Origin of the sequence: Azoarcus sp. L1K30 (assembly GCF_018122735.1) — a bacterium.
In the GTDB taxonomy this organism is placed as follows: Bacteria; Pseudomonadota; Gammaproteobacteria; order Burkholderiales; family Rhodocyclaceae; genus Parazoarcus.
The window spans coordinates 1,830,887-1,855,612 of the sequence record NZ_JAGRRD010000001.1; the positions used below are offsets into that span (position 1 = coordinate 1,830,887).

Annotated in this window: 17 protein-coding genes; 6 read left to right on the plus strand and 11 right to left on the minus strand. The window is 64.0% G+C overall.

The window, feature by feature from the left end:
• Positions 1-34: 34 nt before the first annotated feature.
• Together J5J83_RS08325 and J5J83_RS08330 are read right to left on the minus strand one after the other, a co-directional pair.
• Positions 35-673 (minus strand): response regulator transcription factor, encoded by a 639-nt coding sequence (locus J5J83_RS08325; RefSeq protein WP_349251871.1) that lies wholly within the window; start codon positions 671-673, stop codon positions 35-37.
• On the minus strand, positions 648-3,359 hold the full coding sequence (locus tag J5J83_RS08330; protein WP_212347778.1) for a PAS domain S-box protein: 2,712 nt from the start codon (positions 3,357-3,359) through the stop codon (positions 648-650). Before J5J83_RS08330 ends, J5J83_RS08325 begins: the two co-directional genes overlap by 26 nt.
• A 196-nt stretch (positions 3,360-3,555) precedes the next feature.
• On the opposite strand from J5J83_RS08330, the gene J5J83_RS08335 reads away from it, so the two are divergent.
• From J5J83_RS08335 to mltB, 6 genes are all read left to right on the plus strand, one after another.
• Positions 3,556-4,761 (plus strand): ABC transporter substrate-binding protein, encoded by a 1,206-nt coding sequence (locus tag J5J83_RS08335; protein ID WP_212347780.1) that lies wholly within the window; start codon positions 3,556-3,558, stop codon positions 4,759-4,761.
• A 374-nt stretch (positions 4,762-5,135) separates the two neighbouring features.
• Positions 5,136-7,817 carry a pyruvate dehydrogenase (acetyl-transferring), homodimeric type gene (gene aceE / locus J5J83_RS08340; RefSeq protein WP_212347783.1) on the plus strand — a complete coding sequence of 894 codons (2,682 nt, stop codon included), beginning with the start codon at positions 5,136-5,138 and terminating at the stop codon, positions 7,815-7,817.
• 20 nt (positions 7,818-7,837) lie between these two features.
• Positions 7,838-9,487 (plus strand): dihydrolipoyllysine-residue acetyltransferase, encoded by a 1,650-nt coding sequence (gene aceF / locus J5J83_RS08345; RefSeq protein ID WP_212347786.1) that lies wholly within the window; start codon positions 7,838-7,840, stop codon positions 9,485-9,487.
• Positions 9,488-9,499: 12 nt separating this feature from the next.
• A complete protein-coding gene (lpdA, locus tag J5J83_RS08350; RefSeq protein ID WP_212347789.1) occupies positions 9,500-11,287 on the plus strand; it encodes a dihydrolipoyl dehydrogenase in 1,788 nt (595 codons plus the stop codon).
• Between the two features lie 444 nt (positions 11,288-11,731).
• Entirely contained in the window at positions 11,732-13,066 is a 1,335-nt protein-coding gene (locus J5J83_RS08355) for a transglutaminaseTgpA domain-containing protein (protein WP_212347792.1), read from the plus strand.
• Positions 13,063-14,109 (plus strand): lytic murein transglycosylase B, encoded by a 1,047-nt coding sequence (mltB, locus tag J5J83_RS08360; protein WP_212347795.1) that lies wholly within the window; start codon positions 13,063-13,065, stop codon positions 14,107-14,109. The genes J5J83_RS08355 and mltB overlap by 4 nt, the downstream gene beginning before the upstream one ends.
• A gap of 36 nt (positions 14,110-14,145) precedes the next feature.
• Here the strand turns inward: mltB and rpoS are convergent, their stop codons facing one another.
• From rpoS to J5J83_RS08405, 9 genes are all read right to left on the minus strand, one after another.
• Positions 14,146-15,081 (minus strand): RNA polymerase sigma factor RpoS, encoded by a 936-nt coding sequence (rpoS, locus tag J5J83_RS08365; RefSeq protein WP_212347798.1) that lies wholly within the window; start codon positions 15,079-15,081, stop codon positions 14,146-14,148.
• 11 nt (positions 15,082-15,092) lie between these two features.
• The gene (locus tag J5J83_RS08370; RefSeq protein ID WP_212347800.1) at positions 15,093-16,010 is read right to left on the minus strand and encodes a peptidoglycan DD-metalloendopeptidase family protein; all 918 of its coding nucleotides are present in this window, start codon (positions 16,008-16,010) and stop codon (positions 15,093-15,095) included.
• Positions 16,007-16,651, minus strand: coding sequence for a protein-L-isoaspartate(D-aspartate) O-methyltransferase (locus J5J83_RS08375; protein WP_212347803.1), 645 nt, complete (start codon positions 16,649-16,651; stop codon positions 16,007-16,009). Before J5J83_RS08375 ends, J5J83_RS08370 begins: the two co-directional genes overlap by 4 nt.
• Positions 16,648-17,391 (minus strand): 5'/3'-nucleotidase SurE, encoded by a 744-nt coding sequence (gene surE / locus J5J83_RS08380; RefSeq protein WP_212347806.1) that lies wholly within the window; start codon positions 17,389-17,391, stop codon positions 16,648-16,650. Before surE ends, J5J83_RS08375 begins: the two co-directional genes overlap by 4 nt.
• Before the next feature lie 224 nt (positions 17,392-17,615).
• The gene (locus J5J83_RS08385) at positions 17,616-18,977 is read right to left on the minus strand and encodes an ATP-binding protein (protein WP_349251872.1); all 1,362 of its coding nucleotides are present in this window, start codon (positions 18,975-18,977) and stop codon (positions 17,616-17,618) included.
• 13 nt (positions 18,978-18,990) lie between these two features.
• Entirely contained in the window at positions 18,991-20,451 is a 1,461-nt protein-coding gene (locus J5J83_RS08390) for a nickel-dependent hydrogenase large subunit (RefSeq protein WP_212347814.1), read from the minus strand.
• Positions 20,452-20,536: 85 nt separating this feature from the next.
• Positions 20,537-21,532, minus strand: coding sequence for a HupU protein (locus J5J83_RS08395; RefSeq protein WP_212347817.1), 996 nt, complete (start codon positions 21,530-21,532; stop codon positions 20,537-20,539).
• 21 nt (positions 21,533-21,553) lie between these two features.
• A complete protein-coding gene (locus J5J83_RS08400) occupies positions 21,554-22,999 on the minus strand; it encodes a sigma-54 dependent transcriptional regulator (protein ID WP_212347820.1) in 1,446 nt (481 codons plus the stop codon).
• A complete protein-coding gene (locus J5J83_RS08405) occupies positions 22,996-24,726 on the minus strand; it encodes an enoyl-CoA hydratase-related protein (RefSeq protein ID WP_212347823.1) in 1,731 nt (576 codons plus the stop codon). Before J5J83_RS08405 ends, J5J83_RS08400 begins: the two co-directional genes overlap by 4 nt.

The window sequence follows — 24,726 nt, forward strand, 5'->3', positions numbered from 1 at the left end:
CCTGTCACCTTCGTCCGCTGCCGACCGCAACAGTTCAACGCACGGTACCTGCCGGCTCCACGGTAACCACGTGCTGCACGAGTTCGGCCAGGGAATGCGCCCCCATTTTTTCCATGACCCGGGCCCGGTGCACCTCGACGGTCTTGATGCTGATGCCGAGTACGTCCGCAATCTGCTTGTTCAGCTTGCCGACGATGATGAGATCGAGCACTTCGCGTTCGCGCTGAGTGAGGTGCTCAAGCCTGCGCGCGGTGTCGGCCTCGAGCCTGCGTTGCGAGCGGCTTGCGCGCTCCTGCGTCAGGCATTGTTCGACCAGCCGCAGCATGTCCTGATCACCGAACGGCTTCTCGATGAAGTCCACCGCCCCCCTCTTGAGGGCCGAAACCGCCATCGGCACATCGCCATGCCCGGTGATGAAGATGACGGGCAAGGTGCAGCGCTGACGACCCAGCTCCTCGAACAATTCGAGCCCGCTCATTCCCGGCATGCGCACGTCCAGGACGAGACAGCCCGACATCGCTTCCTCGTAGACGGCCAGGAACGCCTCAGCCGATTCGAAGGCTGCCACCGCGTAACCACTGGACTCCAGCATCCAGACCAGGGAGTCACGCAATGCTTCGTCATCGTCGACGATGAAAATCTGTTGATCAGGCGCGGCGTGCGACTCGCTCACTGGCGGCCTCCGTGGGCAGGGTAAAGGAGAATATGGTACCTCCTTCCGGGTTGGCATCGACAATCAGGCGGCCATCGTGAAATTCGATGATGGAACGGCAGATGTTGAGCCCCATCCCCATGCCCTCGGTCTTGGTGGTGTAGAAGGGCGTGAACAGCCTGGCACGATCGTCCTCGCTGATGCCGTGGCCACGATCGATCACGGCGACCTCCACCGCATGGGGGCCAAAATCGCGCGCCCGCACAAGCAGTGTGCGCTCTTCGGGCAGCACATCCTTCATCGCATCGAGTCCGTTTCGCACGAGGTTGAGCACCACTTGTTCGATCATGATGCGATCGGCAAAGACCGGCGACAGGCCCGGGGCGACGTCCACGATCAGGCGGATGCCAAGGCGGCGGGAATCGATCTCGGCAAAACCGATGGCGTCGTCGAGCACATCGGCGATCTGCACTGCGCTGCGCCGCGGTTCGCTCTTCTTCACGAACTCGCGGATTCGACGGATGATCTTGCCCGCGCGCTCGGCCTGGAAGCTGGCCTTCTGCATCGCCGCCAGCAGGTCTTCGGGCTTGCTGTTGCCCGCCTGCATGCGAGTGACACATCCGGCGCAATAGTTGGCAATGGCGGCAAGCGGCTGGTTGAGCTCGTGCGCCAGGGTCGAGGCCATCTCGCCCATCGTGATCAGTCGCGCGGTGCGCTCGAGACGCTCCTCCTGCTGGCGGGAAATCTCCGCCGTCTGCTTGCGATCGGTGATGTCGGTGGCGATACCCATGCGTACAACCCGCCCATCGACCCAGCGTGTGGCCTGTTCACGCACGTGATACCAGCGCCCTGAAAGCGGATGCTGCAATTCGCCGTCGAACAGTTCGCGTGGCAGGTCGCCAACGGTGAGGGAGCGTGGATCGACCCGATAATCGCCGCGCTCGGGTTGCGGCACAGCCACGCCGCGAACGGTACGCCCGACCGCATCGAAACCGTGTATGGCCTTGAATGCACGGTTGGCGAACAGGATTTCGTCGGTGCGGGCGTCGGACACGAACACCGCAGCATCGAGACCATCGATAACCGCCTCGAAACGCTCGTGCGCCGCTTCGAGCGCGGCACGCACGCGCTTGGGTTCGGTGATGTCGGTGACCGACGCCATCCAGCCGGTCTGGCGTCCGGCGAGATCGATCAACGGCGACAGATAGAAGCGCGCATCGAGGCGCTCACCATTCTTGCGCCGGATACGCATCTCGAAGCCGCTCGAGGGCGCACGTCCGGCCAGCGTCAGCTCGAGGTTTCGCGCGCACACCGGAATTTCCTCCGATGGCCAGTAGGGAAACGGGGCCTCGGCACCAATGAGCTCGCCTTCATCGAAGCCGACCATGCGGCAGAAAGCGGAGTTGACATAGATGATGCGGCCGCTCAGGTCGATGGCACGCAGACCGGTCATCACCGAATCCTCCATCGCCTTGCGGAAGGCGGACTCCGCGCGCAGCGCCTCTTCGGCAGCCTTGCGTCCGGTAATGTCGTGCGCGACCGCATAGACCAGTTTTTCGGTACGGACCGGATTGATGCTCCACACCAGCCACTTGTAACTGCCATCGGCGCAAAGGCAGCGGTTCTCGTACTTCACCGGGTGCCCGGCGGCGAGCAGGCGCAGTTGCTCGAGCGTCGCCGCGACATCTTCACGATGCACGATATCGAGCATGGGCGTACCCGGCAGCGCTGCCGGCGAATAGCCGAGAATGCGTTCGAACGCCGGATTGCAGCGCCTGAAAGTGCCGTCGATACCGACCACGCACAGCATGTCGAGCGACAGGTTGAACAGGCGGTCACGCTCCTTTTCGACCTGCACCCGGCGCTGGACGTGGGTGCGCAGCATCCACAGGCTCCAGAACACCAGCACCGACAGCCCGATGATCAGAATGGTCGGCAAGGCCTGCGGAAGCTGCTCGCTGGTGCGGAAAGCCGTCGCGCGCAGCAGCAAGCCGTTTCCGGGGGGATCGAGCGGAATCTCGAAGCCGATGCTCTCATCGAGATCCTTGAGCATCGAATTCACCGCCAGCGTCTCGCCGTTCGCGTTCAGCAAGGCAAGGCGGTATTTCTCCGCAAACCATCCGGGCACCAGATGACGGACGATGCGCTCGATGGAGTAGACGCCGACGATCGCCCCACGAAACTCGCGCCCATGCCGGATCGGCACGTAAACCTCGAGCACCGTTACCCCGCGCGGTGACAGATAGGCCTCCCCGTAACTCACCCGGCCGTCATCGCGCGCGCGCTGGAACACCCCGGTCTGCTGCACCGACAAACTCTCTCCGGTGAGCCAATCGGTCGTATCGAAAGGCGCCGACCACCGCACATTGCCGTCATCTCCAACCCAGGCGATGTTCACGAGCTCGCCATTGTTGGCAATGTGTTGATTCGCGCGTAGCTGGAAAGCATCCGAATCGAGCGCGTTAGCAGCAAGGTCACGCGCGAGCTGTCCCAGAAACTCTTCGGTACCCTGCATGTGCAGGCGCATGGTCTGTTCCGCCCACTGCACGTCACGCGCCACGGCATTGCGCTGGCTTTCGAGCTCACGCGTCTGCAACAGCCCCACCAGCGCGAGCATCGACAGCGCGAATACGACCACGGCCACATAGGGGGCGGTCCAATACCAGCGGTTTGGTGCGGCCTGCGCAGGGTCGTCAATCTCGGTCATGTCATATCTGCAAAAGAAGCTACGTGGTTTCTGCAACGTTGAGCACAATATTCCTGTGTGGCTGACAGGCAGTTGCATTGTTGTTTGGCCCCGGAAGGACCGACATCGGGAAATACCCCTAGCGCGGGAGCGCTTCGGGTTTTCGCCAATTTTTTGTCAATGCGCTTCATCACACAATGCGCCAATGTCCCTATGCATGATCTTTCGGATCGTGGCCGCCATGGCCCTCGCCTCGCTGAGCATCGGAACTGGTTTCGCACAGGCGGGCGCCGAAGCCATGCAGCCAGTCAGATTCGGCGTAACGGGACCGTTTACCGGCGGATCGAGCCCGATGGGCATCTCGATGCGGGAGGGTATCCGCATTGCCGTCGCCGAAATCAATCGCAAGGGTGGCGTTCTCGGGCGCCCGGTCGAACTCGTCGAACGTGACGACGAAGCCCGCAATGAGCGCGGTGCACACGTCATTCAGGAGCTTATCCAGAAGGAAGGCGTTGTCGCCGGCCTCGGCATCGTCAATACCGGCGTTGCCCTCGCGAGCCAGCGCCACTACCAGTTGGCGCGGATTCCGATCATCACGTCGGTCGCCACCGGTTCGCTGGTCACGAAGCAGTTTCTGCCGCCCGAGTACGCGGAGAATTACGTGTTCCGCGTCTCGGCAAACGACACCCTGCAGGCCGCCATGATCGTCGAGGAAGCGGTCGACCGGCGTGGCCTCAAACGTGTGGCGATCTTCCACGATGCGACCAATTACGGCGTCCTCGGACGCGAAGATCTCGAATCCGCGCTCGATCGGCGCGGCATGCGAGCCGTGCTCGTCGAGCGCTTCCAGTTGCGTCAGTCCGACATGACCCAGGCGTTGTTGCGGGCTCAGGAGGCAGGCGTCGACGCCATCCTCACCTATGGAATCGGACCCGAGCTGGCACAGATTGCCAACGGCATGGCACGGCTGAACTGGAAGGTTCCCTTGATCGGCAGCTGGACGCTAGCGATGTCGAACTTCATCGACAATGCAGGCCCCAACGCGGAAGGTGCCCGCATGCCTCAAACCTTCATCCAGGAAGCGAGCTCCCCGCGCAGGAAAGCCTTCCTCGATGCGTGGAAGGAATTGACCGGCACAGAGAGAATTCCTGTTCCACCAGCCGCGGCGCAAGGTTATGATTCAGCCCTTCTGTTGGCGGCGGCCATAAACCAGGCTGGCTCTACCGACGGTGACCGCATCCGGGATGCGCTGGAAAATCTCCGGTCACGTGTCGAGGGCCTGATCATGGATTACGACAAACCGTTCTCCAGAAGCAATCACGAGACCATTTCCTCGCCCGGTCAGATCTTCATGGGCGAAGTGCGCAAGGGCCGCGTCGTCTTCGCCTACGACGAAGACCGTCGGCGAGTCGGGCGCAAATGATGCAGATCTCACACGCTTTCCCGATCGGCCGGGGGTCTCTCCCTCCCTCCCTCATCCCCGGCCGATTTTTTTCCATCAGTGCAGACCATCAGGGCTCGCGCAGCAATGCGCGGGCCCTGATGCCTTATTGCATCCGGCGCCGACGCTTGTCGATCATCAGCCACCGGAGCAATCCTTCCCGGAGGGCCGCGGCCATGACCTGAAGCACATGGTGATGCGCCATCTTCTTGACACTTTTTCTATTGCACAATGCGAAACATCGTTTTATAGTTCGAAACGCTGCTCGATCGGGCCCATCTCTGTTCGCGCGCAAAACGACCGCACCCGCCCCAACAGGGTGGATTTGCCAACCAGAAGTCATGAGGAGACAAGCCATGACCGGAACAACCAACGTCCTTCTGCAACCCGACCCGGACACTCAGGAAACGCAGGAATGGCTGGAGGCCATCGCCGCAGTCATTGAAAACGAGGGCCCCGAGCGGGCGCATTACCTGATCGAGAAGCTGATCGACAGCGCGCGCGAGGAAGGCATCAACCTGCCCTACTCCGCCACCACTCAGTACATCAATACCATTCCGGCCGACCAGCAGCCCAAGTATCCTGGCGATGCCGACATGGAGATCAAGCTCCACTCCTATATCCGCTGGAACGCGATGGCGATGGTGGTACGCGCCAACAAGCACACCAACGTCGGCGGCCACATCTCCTCGTTTGCTTCATCCGCTGCCCTCTACGACGTGGGCTTTTCGCATTTCTGGAAAGCGACGGACCACGAATCCGGCGGCGACATGATTTTCTTCCAGGGCCACTCGGTCCCCGGCGTCTACGCCCGTGCCTACATGCTCGGCCGCCTGACCGACAGCCAGCTCGACGGCTACCGTCAGGAAGTCGACGGCACCGGCATTTCGTCCTACCCCCACCCCTGGCTGATGCCGGACTTCTGGCAGTTCCCCACGGTCTCGATGGGCCTCGGCCCCTTGTGCGCGATCTACGCCGCACGCTTCACGAAGTACATGGCGAGCCGCGGCCTGATCGACGCAAAGAAGGCCGAACAGCGCAAGGTGTGGGCTTTCCTCGGCGACGGCGAGACTGACGAGGTCGAGTCCCTCGGCGCCATCGGCATGGCCGCGCGCGAGAAGCTCGACAACCTGATCTTCGTCATCAACTGCAACCTGCAGCGCCTCGACGGCCCGGTGCGCGGCAACGGCAAGATCATTCAGGAACTCGAAGGCGAATTCCGCGGCGCGGGCTGGAATGTCATCAAACTGGTGTGGGGCACCCATTGGGACGCCCTGTTCGAGCGCGACAAGACCGGCATCCTCAAGAAGCGCATGATGGAGCTGTGCGACGGCGAGTATCAGACTTTCAAGGCCAAGGACGGCGCCTATGTGCGCGAGCACTTCTTCAACACGCCCGAGCTGAAGGCGCTGGTTGCCGACTGGACCGACGACGAGGTGTGGCAACTGAACCGTGGCGGCCACGATCTGTTCAAGATCTTCGCTGCCTACGATGCCGCTGTAAAGCACAAGGGCCAACCGACCCTGATCCTGGCGAAGACCATCAAGGGCTTCGGTCTGGGCCAGTCCGGCGAAGCGATGAACATCGCCCACAACACCAAGAAGCTCGACGTCGAGTCGATAAAGCGCTTCCGCGACCGCTTCGGCCTGCCCGTGCCCGACGACAAGGTTGCCGATCTGCCTTATCTGAAGTTCGACGAGGATTCGGCTGAGTACAAGTACATGCGTGAGCGCCGCATGGCGCTCGGCGGTTTCCTGCCCAGCCGCCGTACCAAAGCCGAAGCATTGCAGGTACCCGCACTCGACACCTTTGCAGCGCTGCTCAAGGCGTCCGGTGAAGGTCGCGAACTGTCGACCACCATGGTCATGGTGCGCATCATGAACACCCTGCTCAAGGACAAGCAGATCGGCAAGAACATTGTGCCGATCGTGCCGGACGAGAGCCGCACCTTCGGTATGGAAGGCATGTTCCGCCAGTACGGTATCTGGAACCAGGAAGGCCAGAAGTACGTACCTGAAGACCATGACCAGCTGATGTTCTACAAGGAGTCGGTCACCGGACAAGTGCTTCAGGAAGGCATCAACGAGGCCGGCTCGATGGCAGACTGGATCGCAGCCGCCACGGCCTACTCGGTGCATGGCGTGCAGATGGTTCCGTTCTATATCTGCTACTCGATGTTTGGACTGCAGCGCACCATGGACATGTGCTGGGCGGCTGCCGACCAGCGTTCGCGCGGCTTCCTGATCGGGGGTACCGCCGGTCGCACCACGCTGAACGGCGAAGGCCTGCAGCACGAAGACGGCCACAGCCAGATTCTGGCCAATGTCATCCCCAACTGTGTCAGCTACGACCCCACCTTCCAGTACGAGCTGGCAGTCGTCGTGCAGGACGGTATGCGCCGCATGTTCGCCGAGCAGGAAGATGTGTATTACTACATCACGGTGATGAACGAGAACTACGAGCACCCGGAGATGCCCGCCGGTGCCGAGGCCGACATCGTCAAGGGAATGTACGCATTCAAGAAGGGCGCCGAGGGCAATGGTCCGCGTGTGCAATTGCTGGGCTCTGGCACCATCTTCAACGAAGTCATCGCCGCCGCGGACCTCCTCAAGAACGACTGGGGAGTCGACGCCGATCTGTGGGGCTGCCCCAGCTTCAACGAACTGGCCCGCGATGGTCAGGCCGCTGCGCGCTGGAACCTGCTCCACCCGCTGGAGGAGCCGAAACTGTCGCATGTCGAGCGCAAGCTCGCCGACGCCAAGGGACCGGTCGTTGCGGCAAGTGACTACATCAAGCTCTTCGCCGAACAGATCCGCCCCTTCGTCAAGGGCACCTACGTGACGCTCGGCACCGATGGTTTTGGCCGGTCCGATACGCGCGAGAAGCTTCGCCACTTCTTCGAGGTGGATCGCCACTGGGTCACGCTGGCCGCCCTCAAGGCACTGGCCGACGAAGGCAGCATCGACCGTGACAAGGTTGCCGCTGCGCTGGTCAAGTACAACCTTGACCCGTCCAAGCCGAACCCGATGTCCGTCTGAGCGCCGAAGGAGACAAGAAGATGAGCCAACTGATTGAAGTCAAGGTTCCGGATATCGGCGATTTCTCCGATGTGCCGGTGATCGAACTGTTCGTCAAGGTCGGCGACACCATCAAGGTCGACGACTCGATCGCGACGCTTGAATCCGACAAGGCAACGATGGACGTACCGTCGTCGGCGGCCGGCGTCGTCAAGGAAGTATTGATCAATATCGGCGACAAGGTGTCGCAAGGCACACTGATGATCAAACTTGAAGCAAGCGACGGTGCCGCGGCCCCCGCTCCCGCTGCTGCCCCTGCGCCCGCGGCGGCGCCGTCACCAGCCCCTGCAGCCGCGACGGCGCCCGTCGCCACGGCCTCGGGTGGCATTGTCGAAGTGAAAGTGCCCGATATCGGTGACTTCGACGCGGTGCCGATCATCGAGCTCTATGTGAAGGCTGGCGATACGATCAAGATCGATGACGCCATTGCCACCCTGGAGTCGGACAAGGCCACGATGGACGTGCCGTCGTCCGCCACAGGCGTGATCACCGACGTTCTGGTCCAGCTCGGCGACAAGGTGTCGGAAGGCACCGTCCTCATCAAGGTGCAGGCCGCCGGTGCCGCAACAAGTGCCTCGGCACCCGCAGCCAGCGCCGCAGCACCCGCTGCCGCACCGGCCGCACCGGCGCCCGCACCGACCGCCACCGTCGCTGCGCCCGTCGCCGCCGCAGCAGCGGCACCGAGCGCAGTCAAACTCGGCGGCAAAGTGCATGCCAGCCCCTCGGTACGCGCCTACGCACGCGAACTCGGTGTCGACCTGTCCACGGTGAAGGCGTCAGGCCCGAAGAACCGCATCCTGAAAGAAGACGTCACCGCGTTCATCAAGGGCGCAATGAGCACAGGCGTGGTTCCGGGCAAGACGCCGGCCGCTGCCGCTGTGGGCAGCCTGGGCGGTGGCCTGGATCTGTTGCCGTGGCCGAAGATCGATTTCGCCAAATTCGGCGAAGTCGAAGTGAAGCCCCTGTCGCGCATCAAGAAGATCTCGGGCCAGAACCTGGCCCGCAACTGGGCAATGATCCCAGCGGTGACCTACCACGAAGACGCCGATATCACCGATCTCGAAGCCTTCCGCGTTCAGATGAACAAGGAGTACGAGAAATCCGGCAAGAAGCTCACCATGCTCGCCTTCATCATCAAGGCCTCGGTGCGTGCGCTGCAGGAGTTTCCCGAATTCAACACCAGCCTCGATGGCGACAACCTGGTATACAAGAAGTACTTCAACATCGCCTTCGCCGCCGACACGCCTAACGGCCTGGTCGTGCCGGTCGTCAAGGACGCCGACAAGAAGAGCGTGTTCGAGATTGCCGCGGAAACCGGCACACTGGCCAAGAAGGCGCGTGATGGCAAGCTCGGCCCGGCAGACATGTCTGGCGCGTGCTTCACCATCTCGTCGCTGGGCGGTATTGGCGGCACCTATTTCGCACCCATCGTGAATGCGCCCGAAGTCGCCATCCTCGGCGTCAACAAGTCCGCCATGAAGCCGGTCTGGGATGGCAAGCAGTTCGTCCCGCGCCTGACCTTGCCGATGTCACTGACGGCCGATCACCGCGTGATCGACGGCGCATTGGCGACCCGGTTCAATGTCTATCTCGCTCAACTGCTGGCCGACTTCCGTCGGGTCATGCTGTAAGGAGGCCACACCATGAGTCAGATCGTTGAAGTGAAAGTCCCCGACATTGGCGATTTCGATACGGTTCCGGTCATCGAACTCTTCGTTGCCGTTGGCGAAACCATCAAGGTCGATGATGCCATCTGCACGCTGGAGTCTGACAAGGCCACGATGGATGTGCCGTCGAGCGTGGCCGGCGTCGTCAAGGAAGTCCTGGTCGCGATCGGCGATAAGGTTGGCGAGGGCAGCGTACTACTGAAGGTCGAGGCTGCGGGTGCCGGCGCGACCGCACCCGCGGCTGCCCCTGCTGCTGCTGCTGCGCCCGCACCCGAAGCGAGCACGCCGCCCGCTGCTGCACCGGCCGCTGCAAGCCATGGCGGTACGGCCGATCTCGAGTGCGACATGCTTGTGCTCGGCGCCGGACCGGGTGGATACTCCGCCGCTTTCCGTGCCGCCGACCTGGGCCTCAAGACCGTGATCGTCGAGCGCTACCAGACCCTGGGCGGCGTTTGCCTCAATGTCGGCTGCATTCCGTCCAAGGCGCTGCTGCATGTAGCTGCCGTCATGGACGAGGCCAGCCACATCGGCACCGCCGGCATCAGCTTCGCCAAGCCCGGCGTCGATGTGGACGCCCTCCGCAAGCACAAGGATGGCGTCATCGGCAAGCTCACGGGCGGTCTAGCGGGTATGGCCAAGGCCAGAAAGGTCGAAATCGTGCGCGGTTACGGCAGCTTTCTCGACCCCAATCACATCGAGGTCGAGGCCACCACTGGCACCGCCCAAGACAAGACCGGCGACAAGAAAGTCATCCGCTTCAAGCAGTGCATCATCGCAGCGGGCTCGGCAGCCGTGCATCTGCCGTTCATCCCGCGCGATCCACGCATCGTCGATTCCACGGGCGCGCTCGAGCTTCGCCAGATACCCGCGAAGATGCTGGTCATCGGCGGTGGCATCATCGGTCTCGAAATGGCTACGGTGTACTCCTCGCTGGGCAGCCGCATCGATGTTGTCGAGATGCTCGACGGCCTGATGCAGGGGCCCGATCGCGATGCAGTCAAGGTTTGGGAAAAGCAGAACGCCCACCGCTTTGACAAGATCATGCTGAAGACCAAGACAGTTGCCGTCGAGGCAAGGGACGATGGCCTTTACGTGAGCTTCGAAGGTGAAGGTGCGCCGACCGAACCGGTCAAGTACGACATGATCCTCCAATCGGCAGGTCGATCGCCCAACGGCAAGAAGATCGCGGCGGAAAAAGCAGGGGTCATCGTTGGTGAGCGCGGCTTCATTCCGGTCGATGCGCAGATGCGCACCAACGTACCGCATATCTTTGCCATCGGCGACGTCGTCGGTCAGCCCATGCTCGCCCACAAGGCAGTGCACGAGGCCCACGTTGCAGCAGAAGTCGCGGCGGGACAGAAGGCCGCCTTCGATGCAACCGTGATTCCGGGTGTAGCGTACACACACCCGGAAGTGGCCTGGGTCGGTTACACCGAAGCACAGGCCAAAGCCGAGGGTAAAAAGGTTGAAACCGCCAAATTCCCCTGGGCGGCAAGCGGCCGCGCGATCGCCAACGGTGCCGATTATGGTTTCACCAAACTGATCTTCGACGCCGAAACCCACCGTGTGATCGGCGGCACGATCGTCGGACCATCCGCGGGTGACATGATCGGTGAAGTTTGCCTGGCAATCGAAATGGGCGCCGACGCTGTCGACATCGGCAAGACGATCCATCCGCACCCGACGCTGGGTGAAACGGTCGGTATGGCAGCAGAAGTCGCCCACGGCAGTTGTACAGATCTACCACCGATGCGCAAGAAGTAAGCAGAACTCTCGTTTCTGGACGCGAAAATGGCCCGCAAGTGCGGGCCATTTCTTTGCCTATCGTCCCGACGAACAGCTCGGCCACAAACTCAGCGATCACTTATCAACAGCGTTTGTCACCGCGGTCGTGCGACACGCGCGAAACCGCGGGCCGGCTCGCTACTGGTTCGAATGCGGGGCTTGCACTGCAACCGTACCGCAAGACCGTACCGGTCGCCGCTATGGACTCGCTCCCGCATCCAGCGGCGCACTTGTTTCGCGTTCAGTCCATTGGGAAGCGCAACGCCAGCCACCGATGCGCCTGTCTCCCGACAGGCCGCGAGCACGCCCAGTAGGCGAGCGCCTGCGTCGCGCTGGTTTGCCGACTTCCATAGTGTCCACCACCAAGATTAGTGGACACGATCTTCAGCGGACTACACCGCAATGAACAGGTGAGTTTGCCGGGTGCTTACGGTGCTTACGCAGCAAGTGCGCGCAGGGATCTTCGGATCCCTGTTCGCTTACGTCGTAAGCGCCCGGCGAACCCGTCTTGCCGTTTCGCTCAGGCGCAGTGGGAGTCTCTTTGACGGAACGACTTGGCGGGCCGCGCGCCACCCCGAGAGCGACACCCCCGCCTATACACCGACCGGTCCCCGGCTCGAGTACCGACTGACACTCGAACCCCACAACCAGCGCTGGCTGCTCGCCCTCGATTTCCCCGCCGACGCGCCGGCCGGCACCCGTTACAGCGCCGCCTTCCAGGCCATGGGCCGCGAGCCTGTGCGCACGCGGACCCGACTCGATCTGTCCGCCTACCCCGACACGCCCGTCGGCATGCAGGAGCGCAGCAACGTGCTCGAGCAGGCGCTGCGCCTGCCCGCAGCAATCAACCCGCGCACCCGGGCGCTGGCCACCGAGCTGATCGCCGGCAACCCGCCTGCCGCAGACATCCTGACGCGGGCGCTGACGCGCCTGAGCGAACTGGGCCTCGTCTATACGCTGCGCCCGCCGCTGACCGCCAGCAATGGCATCGACAGTTTCCTGTTTGACACCCGCCGGGGGTTCTGCGAACACTTTTCGTCCGCCTTCGTGTTCCTGATGCGTGCCGCAGGTGTGCCTGCGCGCGTGGTGACCGGCTACCAGGGCGGCGAGATCAATCCGGTCGACAAGAGCCTCATCGTGCGTCAGTCCGACGCCCACGCCTGGGCCGAGGTCTGGCTGCCGGATCGCGGCTGGGTGCGGGTGGACCCCACCGCGCTTGCAGCCCCGGGACGCATCGAGTCCGGTCTCGCGGGTGGCCTGCCCGCCGGGGAGGCCCTTCCGCTGCTGATGCGGCCGCAATTCTCCTGGCTTCGCGACCTCCGTTTTCGCTGGGAGGCGGCATCCAATCTCTGGAACCAGTGGGTTCTTGGCTACAATCCCGAACGACAGCGCGAACTGCTGTCACGCATGGGCTTCGGCGAGCCGGCCTGGCGCACCTGGATCGTGGTGCTGGCAGCGGCCGCAGCGGGACTGATGGGTTTGCTGTTCCTGTGGGCAATTCGGCAAGGACGCGCGGGTGACCCGGTCGACCGGCTCTGGGCCCGATTCTGTACCCGTCTCGCCCGCCACGGGCTGGCCCGTCACCCGGCAGAAGGGCCGCTTGATTTCGGGCGCAGAATTGCCAGCGCAATGCCGGAGAAGGCTGCTGAACTCAACGACATTACACATCGCTACGCGCGCCTGCGCTACCGACCGCCCGCCAGCCCGGACGCGGTTCGCGAGCTGAAACGACGTATCCGGAACCTGAAACTGACATGAATCGATTGACCACGGCACTGCAACGCACAATCCTCGCAGGCGCACTCGCAACAAGCTGTGCGCTGAGTGCCAGCCATGCCCTGGCCGACGACGCTGGCTACACCCAGCGCGAGGACGTCCAGGCCTTCATCACCGAACTCGCCACCCGCCACGGCTTCGATCCCGAGCAGGTCCGCAGCGAACTGGCGCGCGCCGAACGGCTGCCCCGCGTCATCGACCTCATCACGCCGCCCTCCAAGCGTGGCGTGCGTTCATGGACGCGCTACCGGGCACGCTTTCTGGACCGCATCCGCATCGAACGCGGCCTCGATTTCTGGGATACCTACGCGCCCATCCTGCAAGCCGCCGAAGAACGTTACGGGGTACCGGCGGAAATCATCGTTGCCATCATCGGCGTCGAAACCGTGTATGGGCAGCACACCGGAAATTTCGAAACGCTATCGGCACTCGCGACCCTGGCCTTCGACTACCCGCCACGCGCGGAACTCTTCCGCCGCGAACTCGAAGCACTTTTCCTGCTCGCGCGCGAACAGGGCCGGGAACCCTCGAGCTACGCCGGCTCCTATGCCGGTGCCATCGGCTACCCCCAGTTCCTGCCCAGCAGTGTTCGCAGCTACGCAGTGGATTTCGACGGCAATGGCAGAATCGATTTCAACGATACGCCGCTCGACGCCATCGGCAGCGTGGCCAACTATCTGCATGTTCATGGATGGCAAGCCCACGCGCCGGTCGCCGTGCGTGCGCGCCTCGCCGCCGATGCGAACCCGGGGCCGCTGGTTGCCGCCGGCATTGAACCCACGCTGAACGCCGACGCGTTGCGCGCCGCCGGTATCGAGCCGGAAAACGCGCAAGCGCCCACCGAACCCGTCACCCTGGTCGACCTCGAATCGCCCGGTGCCGATACCGAATACTGGCTGGGATACCGCAATTTCTACGTCATCACCCGCTACAACAAGAGCAGCTTCTACGCCATGTCCGTGTACGAGTTGGCTCAGGCTATCCGCAACCGAAGATTGGCGGCGCAAGTCAGCAGGCAGGACTGACCGCCGCGCGGGGCAGCAAGGCCGCTGCCGCCCAACTCAGAAAAGCGCGTCCTTCGGGATCCCCCGCCGTCTAAGCGTACGCCGCAGCTGCCCGAGCGCCTCGAGCTGTATCTGCCGGACGCGCTCTCGCGTGAGTTCGAGCCGGGCCGCGAGCTCTTCCAGCGTAAGCATTTCGCATTCATCGATACCATAGCGATGACGGATGACGAGACGCTGCTTTTCATTGAGCATGTCGATCCAGCTGCGCAGCAGGGTCTCGATCTCTGCACCGTGAATCAGCCCTTCGGGCGTATCGGCATGATCATCGGCCAGCGATTCGCCGATCGACAGGCTGGGGTCGATATCCAGCGGTGCATCGAGCGAAGCGGTGTGTTCGCTCAAGGCCAGAATGGCGCGCACCGTTTCGATCGGCTTGTCGAGTCGCTGGGCGATCTCTTCCAGGGTCGACTCGCCGTTGGAATCGGCCTCGATGCTGCGCTGCGCGCGCAAGACCTGGTTGAGCTCCTTCACCACGTGCACCGGCAGGCGAATGGTGCGAGACTGGTTCATGATCGCGCGTTCGATGTTCTGCCGGATCCACCAGGTCGCGTAGGTGGAAAAGCGGAAACCGCGCTCCGGGTCGAATTTTTCCAGCGCGTGGATCAGCCCCAGATTGCCCTCTTCAACCAGGTCCAGCAGGGGAATGCCGCGGTTCAGATAGTGCTTGGCAATATTGACCACCAGGCGCAGATTGCGCTCGATCATCTTTTGCCGTGCATCGAAGTCGCCCTTGCGGACACGTCGCGCGAGATCCGCCTCCTCGACCGCCGTCAGCAGCGGGTTGGCACCGATCTCGTTGAGGTAGATCTGGGTGACATCGCTCAGGAATTCGTTCTCGACGACCGGCGCCTGGCGGTCGGAAAAAACCTCGACCTCAAGGGGAAGATCCGGTTCTTGACTCTCAATTTCGTCAGGGTTCTCCGGCTCTTCCATGTGCCTCCTCGTCAGTTTGCGGGCAGGTACTTCATCGGATCAACCGGCTGTCCCTGCTTGCGAATCTCGAAATGCAGCTTGGGCCGATCTGCGTCGGTACTGCCAAGCTCGGCAACCTTTTGTCCTTTTGTAACCTCGTCGCCTTCCTTCACCAGCAGCTGCTGGTTATGCGCATAGGCTGTCAGGTAGTTAGCGTCATGTTTGATGATGACCAGTTTTCCAAGACCGCGCAAGCCGCTGCCCGAATAGACCACCTTGCCCCCGGCAGACGCAAGCACGGGGGTTCCGGGGGTACCTGCGATATCGATGCCCTTGTTGCGCAGTTTGGCGTCCCCGGCGACGGGCTCGTCGAAGCCGACGATGATCTTGCCCTTCACTGGCCACAGCCATTCACCGTCCGGCCCCGGCAGGCGCGGCGTATCGGGTGCTACCGCGGGTGCCGGCGGTTGTTTCGCGTCGACTGCCGCGGCATCGCCTGGTCGCTGCAGTTTCTGCCACGCCTCGTCCGAGTACGGCAACTTGCCACCGCGCGGCTCCTGTTTGATCGGCACCGCTGCACTCATCGGCGCCTGCGGCGCGATCGGGGCGACCACCACGGGCTCGGGACCGATCGGAATCGCCTGCGCAACCGGCTGATTCTCAGGCGCCACCCTCAGCGCCTGACCCACGGAAATCTGGTTGGGATTGGTGAGTGCATTCCAGCTCACCAGATCGGCCACACTGACGCCATACTTGCGCGACAGCGCGAGCAGGTTTTCGCCCGGCTGCACGATATGGAAGCCGACCCGTTCGCCCGCGCTCTGCGCCGGCGGCGGTGTGCCGGTATCGCGAATGGGGGCAGTCACGCGGCTGGCGCAGCCGCCCGTCAGTGCAAGCAGCGAAGCCAGGCCAAGCAGTGCAAGGCGGGAACGAAAAATAGCTGTGTTCATTCTGTACCAGTCAATAGCGGCACGAAGCGAACTGCCTCGCACCAGCTCTCCTTGAATACGTTGCCCTGCCGCTCTATCAGCAGCAGGCGTTGATCTGCGGCACCGACCGGAATCATCAGCCGGCCACCCGGCGCCAGTTGATCCTTCAGTGCCTGCGGAACGCCGATGGCGGCCGCGGCGACAATGATGGTATCGAATGGCGCAGCTTCGGGCAGCCCGACACTGCCATCCGCATGTTTCAGACGCACATTGGGCAGGCGCAGGGGGCGCAGGTTTTCCCGCGCCCGGTCCAGCAGCGGGCGAATGCGCTCCACCGCATAAACTTCGACTGCAATCTTCGACAACACCGCAGCCTGATAGCCGCAGCCGGCTCCGATCTCGAGTGTCCGCCCAAGTTCCCGCCCGGCGCGCAAGAGTTCGATCATGCGGGCAACGACGAAGGGCTGCGAAATGGTCTGCTGAAAACCGATCGGAAGTGCCGTGTCGTCGTATGCGCTGTACGCCAGCCCTTCCTCGACAAACTGGTGCCGCGGAACCTGCGCCATCGCCGACAGTACCTTTTCGTCGCGGATGCCCTGCGTCCGCAGGCGATCGACCATTCTGGCCCGGGTCCGTGCCGCATCGGACGTTCGTGCGTTCATTGCGCCAGCCAATCCATCACCGTCGCGATCTGAGCCGTGTGCGTGAGATCGATCTGCAGCGGCGTGATCGACACGAACCCGTTCGCCACCGCGTGAAAGTCCGTACCCTCGCCCGAATCGGCCGCCGCACCCGCTGCCCCGATCCAATACACCGTGTCGTTGCGCGGGGTCACGCTACGGATGACCGGTTCAGCCTTGTGGCGCTTGCCCAGACGGGTCACCTGCGTACCCATGATCTGCTCGTAGGGCAGGTCTGGAACATTGACATTGAGCAATGCCGGACGGGGCCAGGGATGGCGCATGAAGCGGGCGGCGAGATCCCTTGCCACCCGCGCGGCGACGGTGAAGTCGGACGCGCCCTTGCTGACCAGCGACACCGCGATCGAAGGCACGCCAAGCAGAAAGCCCTCGGTCGCCGCCGCCACCGTACCGGAGTAAATCGTGTCATCGCCCATGTTGGCGCCGTGATTGACGCCCGAAACCACCATGTCCGGCATATGATCGAGCATGCCCGTGACTGCCAGGTGAACGCAGTCCGTCGGCGTGCCATTGACGAAGTGAAAGCCGTTTGCCGCACGCCGCAGCGACAGAGGTCGATCGAGTGTCAGTGAATTGCTGGCACCGCTGCGGTCGCGCTCCGGCGCAACGACGGTCACATCGCCGATTTCGGCCAGCGCTTCGGCAAGCGCAGCAAGGCCGGGGGCGAAGTAGCCGTCGTCGTTACTGACCAGAATACGCATCTTGAATCCGTTCGGAATAATCCCTGTCGATCGAAAGGGTCGGCCGATGTTAGCACAGCGCCACGCGCCGCTTCCGGACGCAGCAGAACAAAAACCGGCCGTGGCCGGTTATCGTCATCATTGTAGCGGGACTGACTCACGCCCAGCCCCGCCGGTACGCGCACTGCGCGGTTGAGCGATTATCGCATGCCCGTGCGGCGAGCGGCAGACGGCGGACGCCGACATCAGCGGGAAAGGGGAAGGTCGACGGTAAACACTGCGCCGCCGCTGGGCAGGTTCGCGACCTGCAGCGCGCCGCCATGGCGCTCGACGATGCCATAGCTGATGGACAGGCCCAGCCCAGTGCCCTGGCCCACCGGCTTGGTGGTGAAAAAGGGGTCGAAGACGTGCGCAAGATGTGCGGGCGCGATACCGGGACCGTTGTCCTCGAAGCGCAGCACCATCCGCGCCTCGCCGTCGCGCTCTAGCGTCCGGGCACCGACATGGAGCGCGGGCATGTCGCACTGACTGGTCGCGTCGGCAGCGTTCTGCACCAGATTCATCACCACCTGCTGCATCTGCCCCGCGGAGCCGACCATGGGCAGCGGCCCGGGCAGCGACAACGTGACCTTGAAATTCTTGCGCGCCGCCTGGCACACCCAGCGCACAGCACGCTCGACGATCTCGGCAAGATCGAAACGCTGCTGCTCGTCGCGATCGACCGCCGAAAAGCGCTTCAGGCCATCGACGATATGCCGTGTGCGCTCGGCCCCCTCGATCGTGCCTTCGATCAGCGGATCGAGATCGGCCAGGATGCGGTCGATGCGCAGGCGCTTGCGCAGGTCACCAAGCGTGTCTGCCGACGCACCGCTGTGCACGGCGGCAAGGTATTGCTCGAGGCGCTCGGCGTAACGGCGCAAGGCATGGACATTGCCGATGATGAAACTGATCGGATTGTTCAACTCGTGCGCAACGCCCGCCACCAGACGCCCGAGCGACGCCATCTTCTCCGAATGCAGCAACTGCTGCTGCGTACGTTTCAGATCGTCATGCGCCTGGGTCAGCGCCTGATAGGCCTTGCGCAACTCGCCCACCGGACGCCCGGTGACCACCATCCCCATCGACTTGCCCACCGCATTGAAGCGCGGCGTGCAGTTGAAGGAGACCGGTACCGATGCGCCATCATGCGTGCGCAGCGCAAGCTCGCAGTCGTGTACTTCCTGCTCACCGCTCGCTGTCAGTTGCGTGCGCGCCTGGGCGCGCGCGCCGGCGTCGGCGAACAGGTCGAAGAGCGACGTCCCCCGCAGATCGGCCCCCTTGCGCCCGGTAATGACCTCCAGCGCCGGATTTACGTCCTCGATGGTACCGTCGCGCCCGCAGATGACGAGGATGTCCGACATCGCCGTCAGCACGCTGAGAATGAACTGTTGCGACTCCTCCAGCTTGGCGTTCTTTTCCTCCAGCGCCACTTCGTACTGGAGGAGATCGGAGTAGACCTCGTCCATCTTCTGGATCACATCCATCCACACATCTTCGCCGACACCGATGAGTTCGCCCGGATGGCCGGTGTGTCCAACCTCACGCGCGGGATCAACAGCCTTTTTCACGCCTGCCATCCTGTCAATGCACGGTACACACCATGCAGGGATCAAAGGAGCGCACGATGTGCTGCACCGCCAGCGGCATGGCCTCACCTTCCGCGACCGGGGTGTCGACCAGGGCCTGTTCGAGTGCACCGGGCACACCGCCCGCATCGCGCGGCGAGAAGTTCCACGTCGTCGGCGCAATGATCTGGTAGCGCTGGATACGGCCCTTGCGGATCACCACCCAATGCCCCAGTGCGCCGCGCGCGGCTTCTACCAGCCCCACACCCTGCGCCGAATCGGGCATGTCGAAACTGGCGCAGAACGGTTCGCCCGGTGCAAGGCCGAGCGCCCAGCGCTCCATCTCCGGCACCACCCGTGCGATCTCGAGCAGACGTCCGACCACGCGGCTAAGAACGTTTCCGCCACCCTGTGTCACCAGATCGCGGGCCAGCGGATGGCCATCCACTACCTGCCGCGACAAGGCGCCGCATTGCACCACGGCACCGCGCCAACGCGGCGCCTTGCACCAGCTGTACGCGGCGTCGCGATCGATATCGGGCAGGGTGAAGCCCGACAGCGGATGCCGCGCGCCCTCACCGGCCATCCATGCGTGTGACACATCCTCGCTCACATCCTCGTGCGCAAACCCGTTCATTTCAGTCTTCTCGCCGTCCCACACCCCGCGCGCAAACAGGCGGCCCCCGTCGATCACATAGTTGCCGTAACTGAGATAACGCTCCGCACCGGGGCAACGCCCGAGTCGGTCGAGGCCCTGCGCGCGGGCGATGTCGAGAAAACGGGCGAAATCGCCGCGTACCGGACCACGCTCGTCAAGCCACGCCCACAAGGCCGTCACGGAGTCGATCGCGCTCACCGCCTCCAGCGCATCGCCGAACAGGTAGCGCTCGAGCCAGGCGCGGAAGCTGCGGATCAGCGACACCATGCGCACCCTTTCGCTTGCGCTGACGGCACGGGCGGAACCGCCCGGCTGCACGCTCAGGGTATGCGGCCACTTCCCCGCCAACATGCCGAGCATCTGCATGAACTGTGCTCTGGCCGGCAACACGTCGGCCACGGCCGACCCGCTGACCGCCTTGAACCGCGCATGAACCGGATCGAACCATGTCGATTCCCGATAGGCGTCGCGGGCAAAATCGGGCATGAAGAACAGGTAGAAGTGGGTCAGGTGGTCCGCGAGGTTCTCGGTTGCCAGCATCAGACTGGTCGCGCGCTGGCCATTGGGCGGCGTCTCGACACCTGCCGCATCTGCCAGGGCGCTTGCTGCAGCGACCGATTGCGACACCGAGCAGATGCCGCAGATGCGCGGCACGATCACCAGCGCATCGGTCGGCGTCTTGCCTTCGAGAATCTGCTCGAACCCGCGATACAAGGGCGAATTGACCCGGGCGGCCGTCACCACGCCGTCTTCGGCGTCGAGGCTGAGTTCGAGATCGCCCTCGACACGATTGAACGGTCCGAGCACTCGCCGGCTCATGTCCATTCTCCCGCGATCATCGGTACGTGCCGCGGTAGCGGGCGGCGCATGACCGGCATGCTCGTCGACCTCGACATTTCACTGCTCACTTCAGCCCGGTCTTGCGGATGGCCGGCGTCACCACGGCATGATCCGCGGTCGAATTGGCCCGCACCCGCTTCGGCGTGGCCGACTTGGACAACGCGGCGAGCGCCACGAACCAGGCCTTCGGCATGTCCGTCGGCAAGCCGATCGGGATGCCGCCTACCTTGGGGGTCTCGAAGAAGGGATGGCCAGGCTCCTCGAAGCCGGGCTCGGTGCACGAGATGCACGGATAGCCGCCGCTGGTGCATGACCCCGCGCCATTCCATGGCCGCACATTGCAGTCGGCGTGAGCCTGGGTGCCCTTGCATCCCATGTGCTCCATCATGCAACCGAGGTCGGAGGCCTTTTCCGCACTGGCTTTGAACTCGTAGAACTCGTTGCGCGAGCAGCCGTGATGGACCAGCTGATCGGCATAGAAGCGCGGGCGTCCCAGCGCGTCGAGTGCGCTCGCCGTGAAGTCGCCAAGCGCCAGCGCCAGCAGGGTTTCGAGCACCCAGCCCGGATGGGTCGGGCAACCGGCGACATTGATCACGGGCAAGCCGCGCCCACTGCGGTAGCCACGACCGAGCAGCCCCCCGGCGACATCGCCTTCATACTGCAGGCCGCAGGCATCGGTGGGATTGAGCGAGGCGGCGGTGACCCCGCCAAACGCGGCACAGGTTCCCACTGCCACGGTGTACTGCGCGCGTACGGCGAGCGCACTCACCCAGTCGATCATGGCCCGCCCGGTTCCCGCCAGCATGTGAAAGCGCCCGGTGCCGTGCGGTCCGCGCAACAGCGCACCTTCCACGCACAACACGTCGAGTGGTGTGGTGCCGGCGATACAGGCCTCGAGAATCCCGACCACTTCCGTGCCGCTGGCCTCGGACAGGCTCGGATGCCACAGCAGGGACAGGCCCCCGCCCGCCAGCGTGGCCAGCACGTCGGGCGACTCCGCGCACAACAGGGACATGGTGCAGCCGCCACAGCCACCGGATTGAAGCCAGAGTATGTTCATGGGCGGTATTGAAGCACAGGATCAGTCCTTGTCGAGACCGTAGCGGGCGAGCTTGTTGCGCAGGCCCACCCGCGACAGGCCGAGTTCGCGCGCCGCGTGCGTCTTGTTCCAGCGATGACGTACCAGGCTTTCCCTGACGATGCGGGCCTCGAGCGCATCGAGCCTGGCCTTGAGGTCGCCGTCGAGCCCCGCCAGAACATCGAGCGCCGGCTCCTGCTCCACCGCCGCTGCACGCAGCACGCGCGGGCTGAGATCTGCCGCACGGAGCGCGCCCCCGTCGGCGAACGCCACCATGCGCAACACCTCGTTGCGTAGCTCGCGCACATTGCCCGGCCAGCGATAGGCCGCCAGGCAGGCTCGCACCTCGTCGTCGAGGCCTTGTGGGGAAAGACCCGCCGCGGCGAGGGTCTCGTCGGCGAAGGACTGCGCGATCAGGCCGATATCCATCGGCCGTTCCCTAAGCGGTGGAACCTGCAGGGTGATCGCGGCGATACGGTAGTAAAGGTCCTCGCGAAACCGTCCGTCACGTACATCGGCCTCGAGATCACGGTTGGTCGCGGCCACCACCCTCAGATCGACCGGCAACGGACGGGGTGCGCCGATCGGACGTACCTCGCCCTCCTGCAGTACGCGCAGCAGCTTGACCTGGAAGGCCGGGGTGGTCTCGCCGATCTCGTCGAGCAGGATCGTGCCGCCATCGGCCTGCTTGAACAGCCCCACGCGGTCCTCGTAAGCGCCGGTGAAGGCGCCGCGCTTGTAGCCGAACAGCTCCGATTCGAGCAGCTGGTCCGGCACTGCACCACAGTTTTCGGTGACGAAGGCGCTGCCGCGGCGTGGGCTGGCAAGATGCAGTGCCCGCGCCAGCAGCTCCTTGCCGGTGCCCGATTCGCCGGCAAGGAGCACCGGCACATCGAGCCGGGCCACTTTGCACAACAGATCGCACACCGCGTTCATCGGCGAATCGGGCGCGCGCAGCAAGGTATCGACAGCGAAGCGCTTTTCGAGCACCTGGCGCTTGCTCACCACGCGCTGGCGCATGACCGGACCGGTGACCTTCAGATCGACCGAAAGGCGCTGGTTTTCCGCCTGCAGACGATAGAGTTCCGCCGCCCCCCGCAATGTGAGCAGCAATTGCTCCGGTTGCCAGGGCTTGAGCAGGTACTGGTAGATGCCGGCCTCGTTGATACCGGCAATGATGTCTTCCGAATCGGTATAGCCGGAAATGATGATGCGCACGGCGTCCGGCCACTTCTCGCGCACCTCGCGCAGGAATTGCACACCCGACACCCCGGGCATGCGCTGATCGCAGAGCACGATCTGTATCCATTCACGCGCCATGATCTCGGCCGCATCGGCCGCCGAAGATGCGGTGAAGACGTTGAAATCCTCCTCGAGGGTGCGACGCAGCGCTTCCTGCGACCGCAATTCGTCGTCCACCACCAGCACGCCGGGCATCTCCGCGCTCATGTGGCCGCCTCCGCCTCGTCTTCGGGTACGCGCCACCCCGTTTCGCGGTGCAGCGCAAGATGGCGGGGCGTCCATGACTGGGCGGACTTGTTTACGAAGTGGTAGCGCGCGACATGGTAGCTGGGATCGAATCCGTAGAAATTGCGCCGCATCTGCGCCAGTTCCGCCTCGCGGTAAGCCGCAAGCGGCTTTTCCGCTTCGTCGGCCGCACGTGCCGCACGCTTGCACGCCAGCCGCGCCGGATAGTCGCCGGCCCCGGCGAGGGCGCCGGCGCGCGCGGCCACCTCGCGCTCGAAGGCGGACAGGTCGCGACCGAAACAGGCGTCGATCAGACCGGCTTCGACCGCCCGCCCGGCCAGCAGCGGCAGACGGTCGGCCATGATCGCCCCTGCGGCGCCTGTGCCGACGCGGCGCGGCAGCAGGTAGGTCCAGTACTCCGAGCCGTAGAGATTGCCCATGTTGCGATAGTGTGGATTGAGGACGACGCCTTCGCGGGCCCAGACGACGTCGGCGGCCAGCGCGAGAAAGCAGCCCCCCGCGCCGGCATTGCCGCGCATCGCCGCGACCGTCAGTTTGTCGGTCGCCAGCAGCAGGGTCAGGCAGACGTCATTCATGGCATTGATATTGGCCCAGGATTCATCGGCCACCGAGCGCGCCGCTTCGACGGTGTTGAGGTGAATGCCGTTGGACCAGAAATCGCGCCCGCCCTCGAGCGCCAGCACCCGCGTCGGACGCGCAAGCGCCTGCTCGAGCGCAACACGCAAGGCTTCGCATTGCGCCGTGCTCATCGCGCCGTTGTAGAAGTCGAAACGCAGGAATCCGACATGACCATCTGCGCTCTCGCGATAGCCGATCGCTTCGGCATCGGCGTCCGCCGTCAGCGGCAGCGCTGCCACCTGCTGCGCAAACGCAATCTGTACCGGAAGCTTGAAGGGATGCGCGCCCGCACTGCGCCTGACATGGCCGATCCACACGGCACCGTCCACCGTTGCACGCAAGACCGCGCCGTCGGCCCGGCGCCCCACCACCGCACCCGCGGTGGCCCCCTCGGATGGCGGACCCGGCTGGGCGTCGAACAGCCAGCATGCCTCCCCGAAGAGCGCATCGGCCACCCCCGGATATCCGTCAGCCGCGCACAGCTTCGCCATGACCGTGGCAGTACCGTCCCGCGTCCAGTCGATGCTGCGATCGGCCTGCCGCATGGCCGGGCGCCAGTCACCCTGCTCGCCGGCGCATTCATCGGCCGGACACGGCACCCAGCGCCCGGCTCGCCACGCATCGACCCGCGCGAGTGCCTCGCGCACTGCAGCCACGGCCGCGGCGGTGACTTCGTTGCGATACAGGCTGGCCTTGGTCGCCGCCCGCATCGGAAAGCGCCGCGCCGCCCACACCGGGCCTGCATCCATTTCGGCCTCGGCCTGCAATACGGTCACCCCCCATTCGGACCGACCTTCATGGATCGCCCAGTCGAGCGCGGACGGCCCGCGGTCGCCGACAACACCCGGGTGCACGATCAAGGTCAGGTGTTCGCGCCAGATCGACGCCGGTACGGCACGCTTGAGAAACGGGCAGACGATGACATCGGGCCGGAACAGCGCCACCGCCTCTTCCGCCACCGCATCGGCGATATCGAACTCGACCGAGACCTGGTGGCCGTCCGCCCGCAGCTCGGCAAACAGGCGCTGGCTCAGGCTGTTGAACGCATGGGTCAGGAACAGGACGCGCAT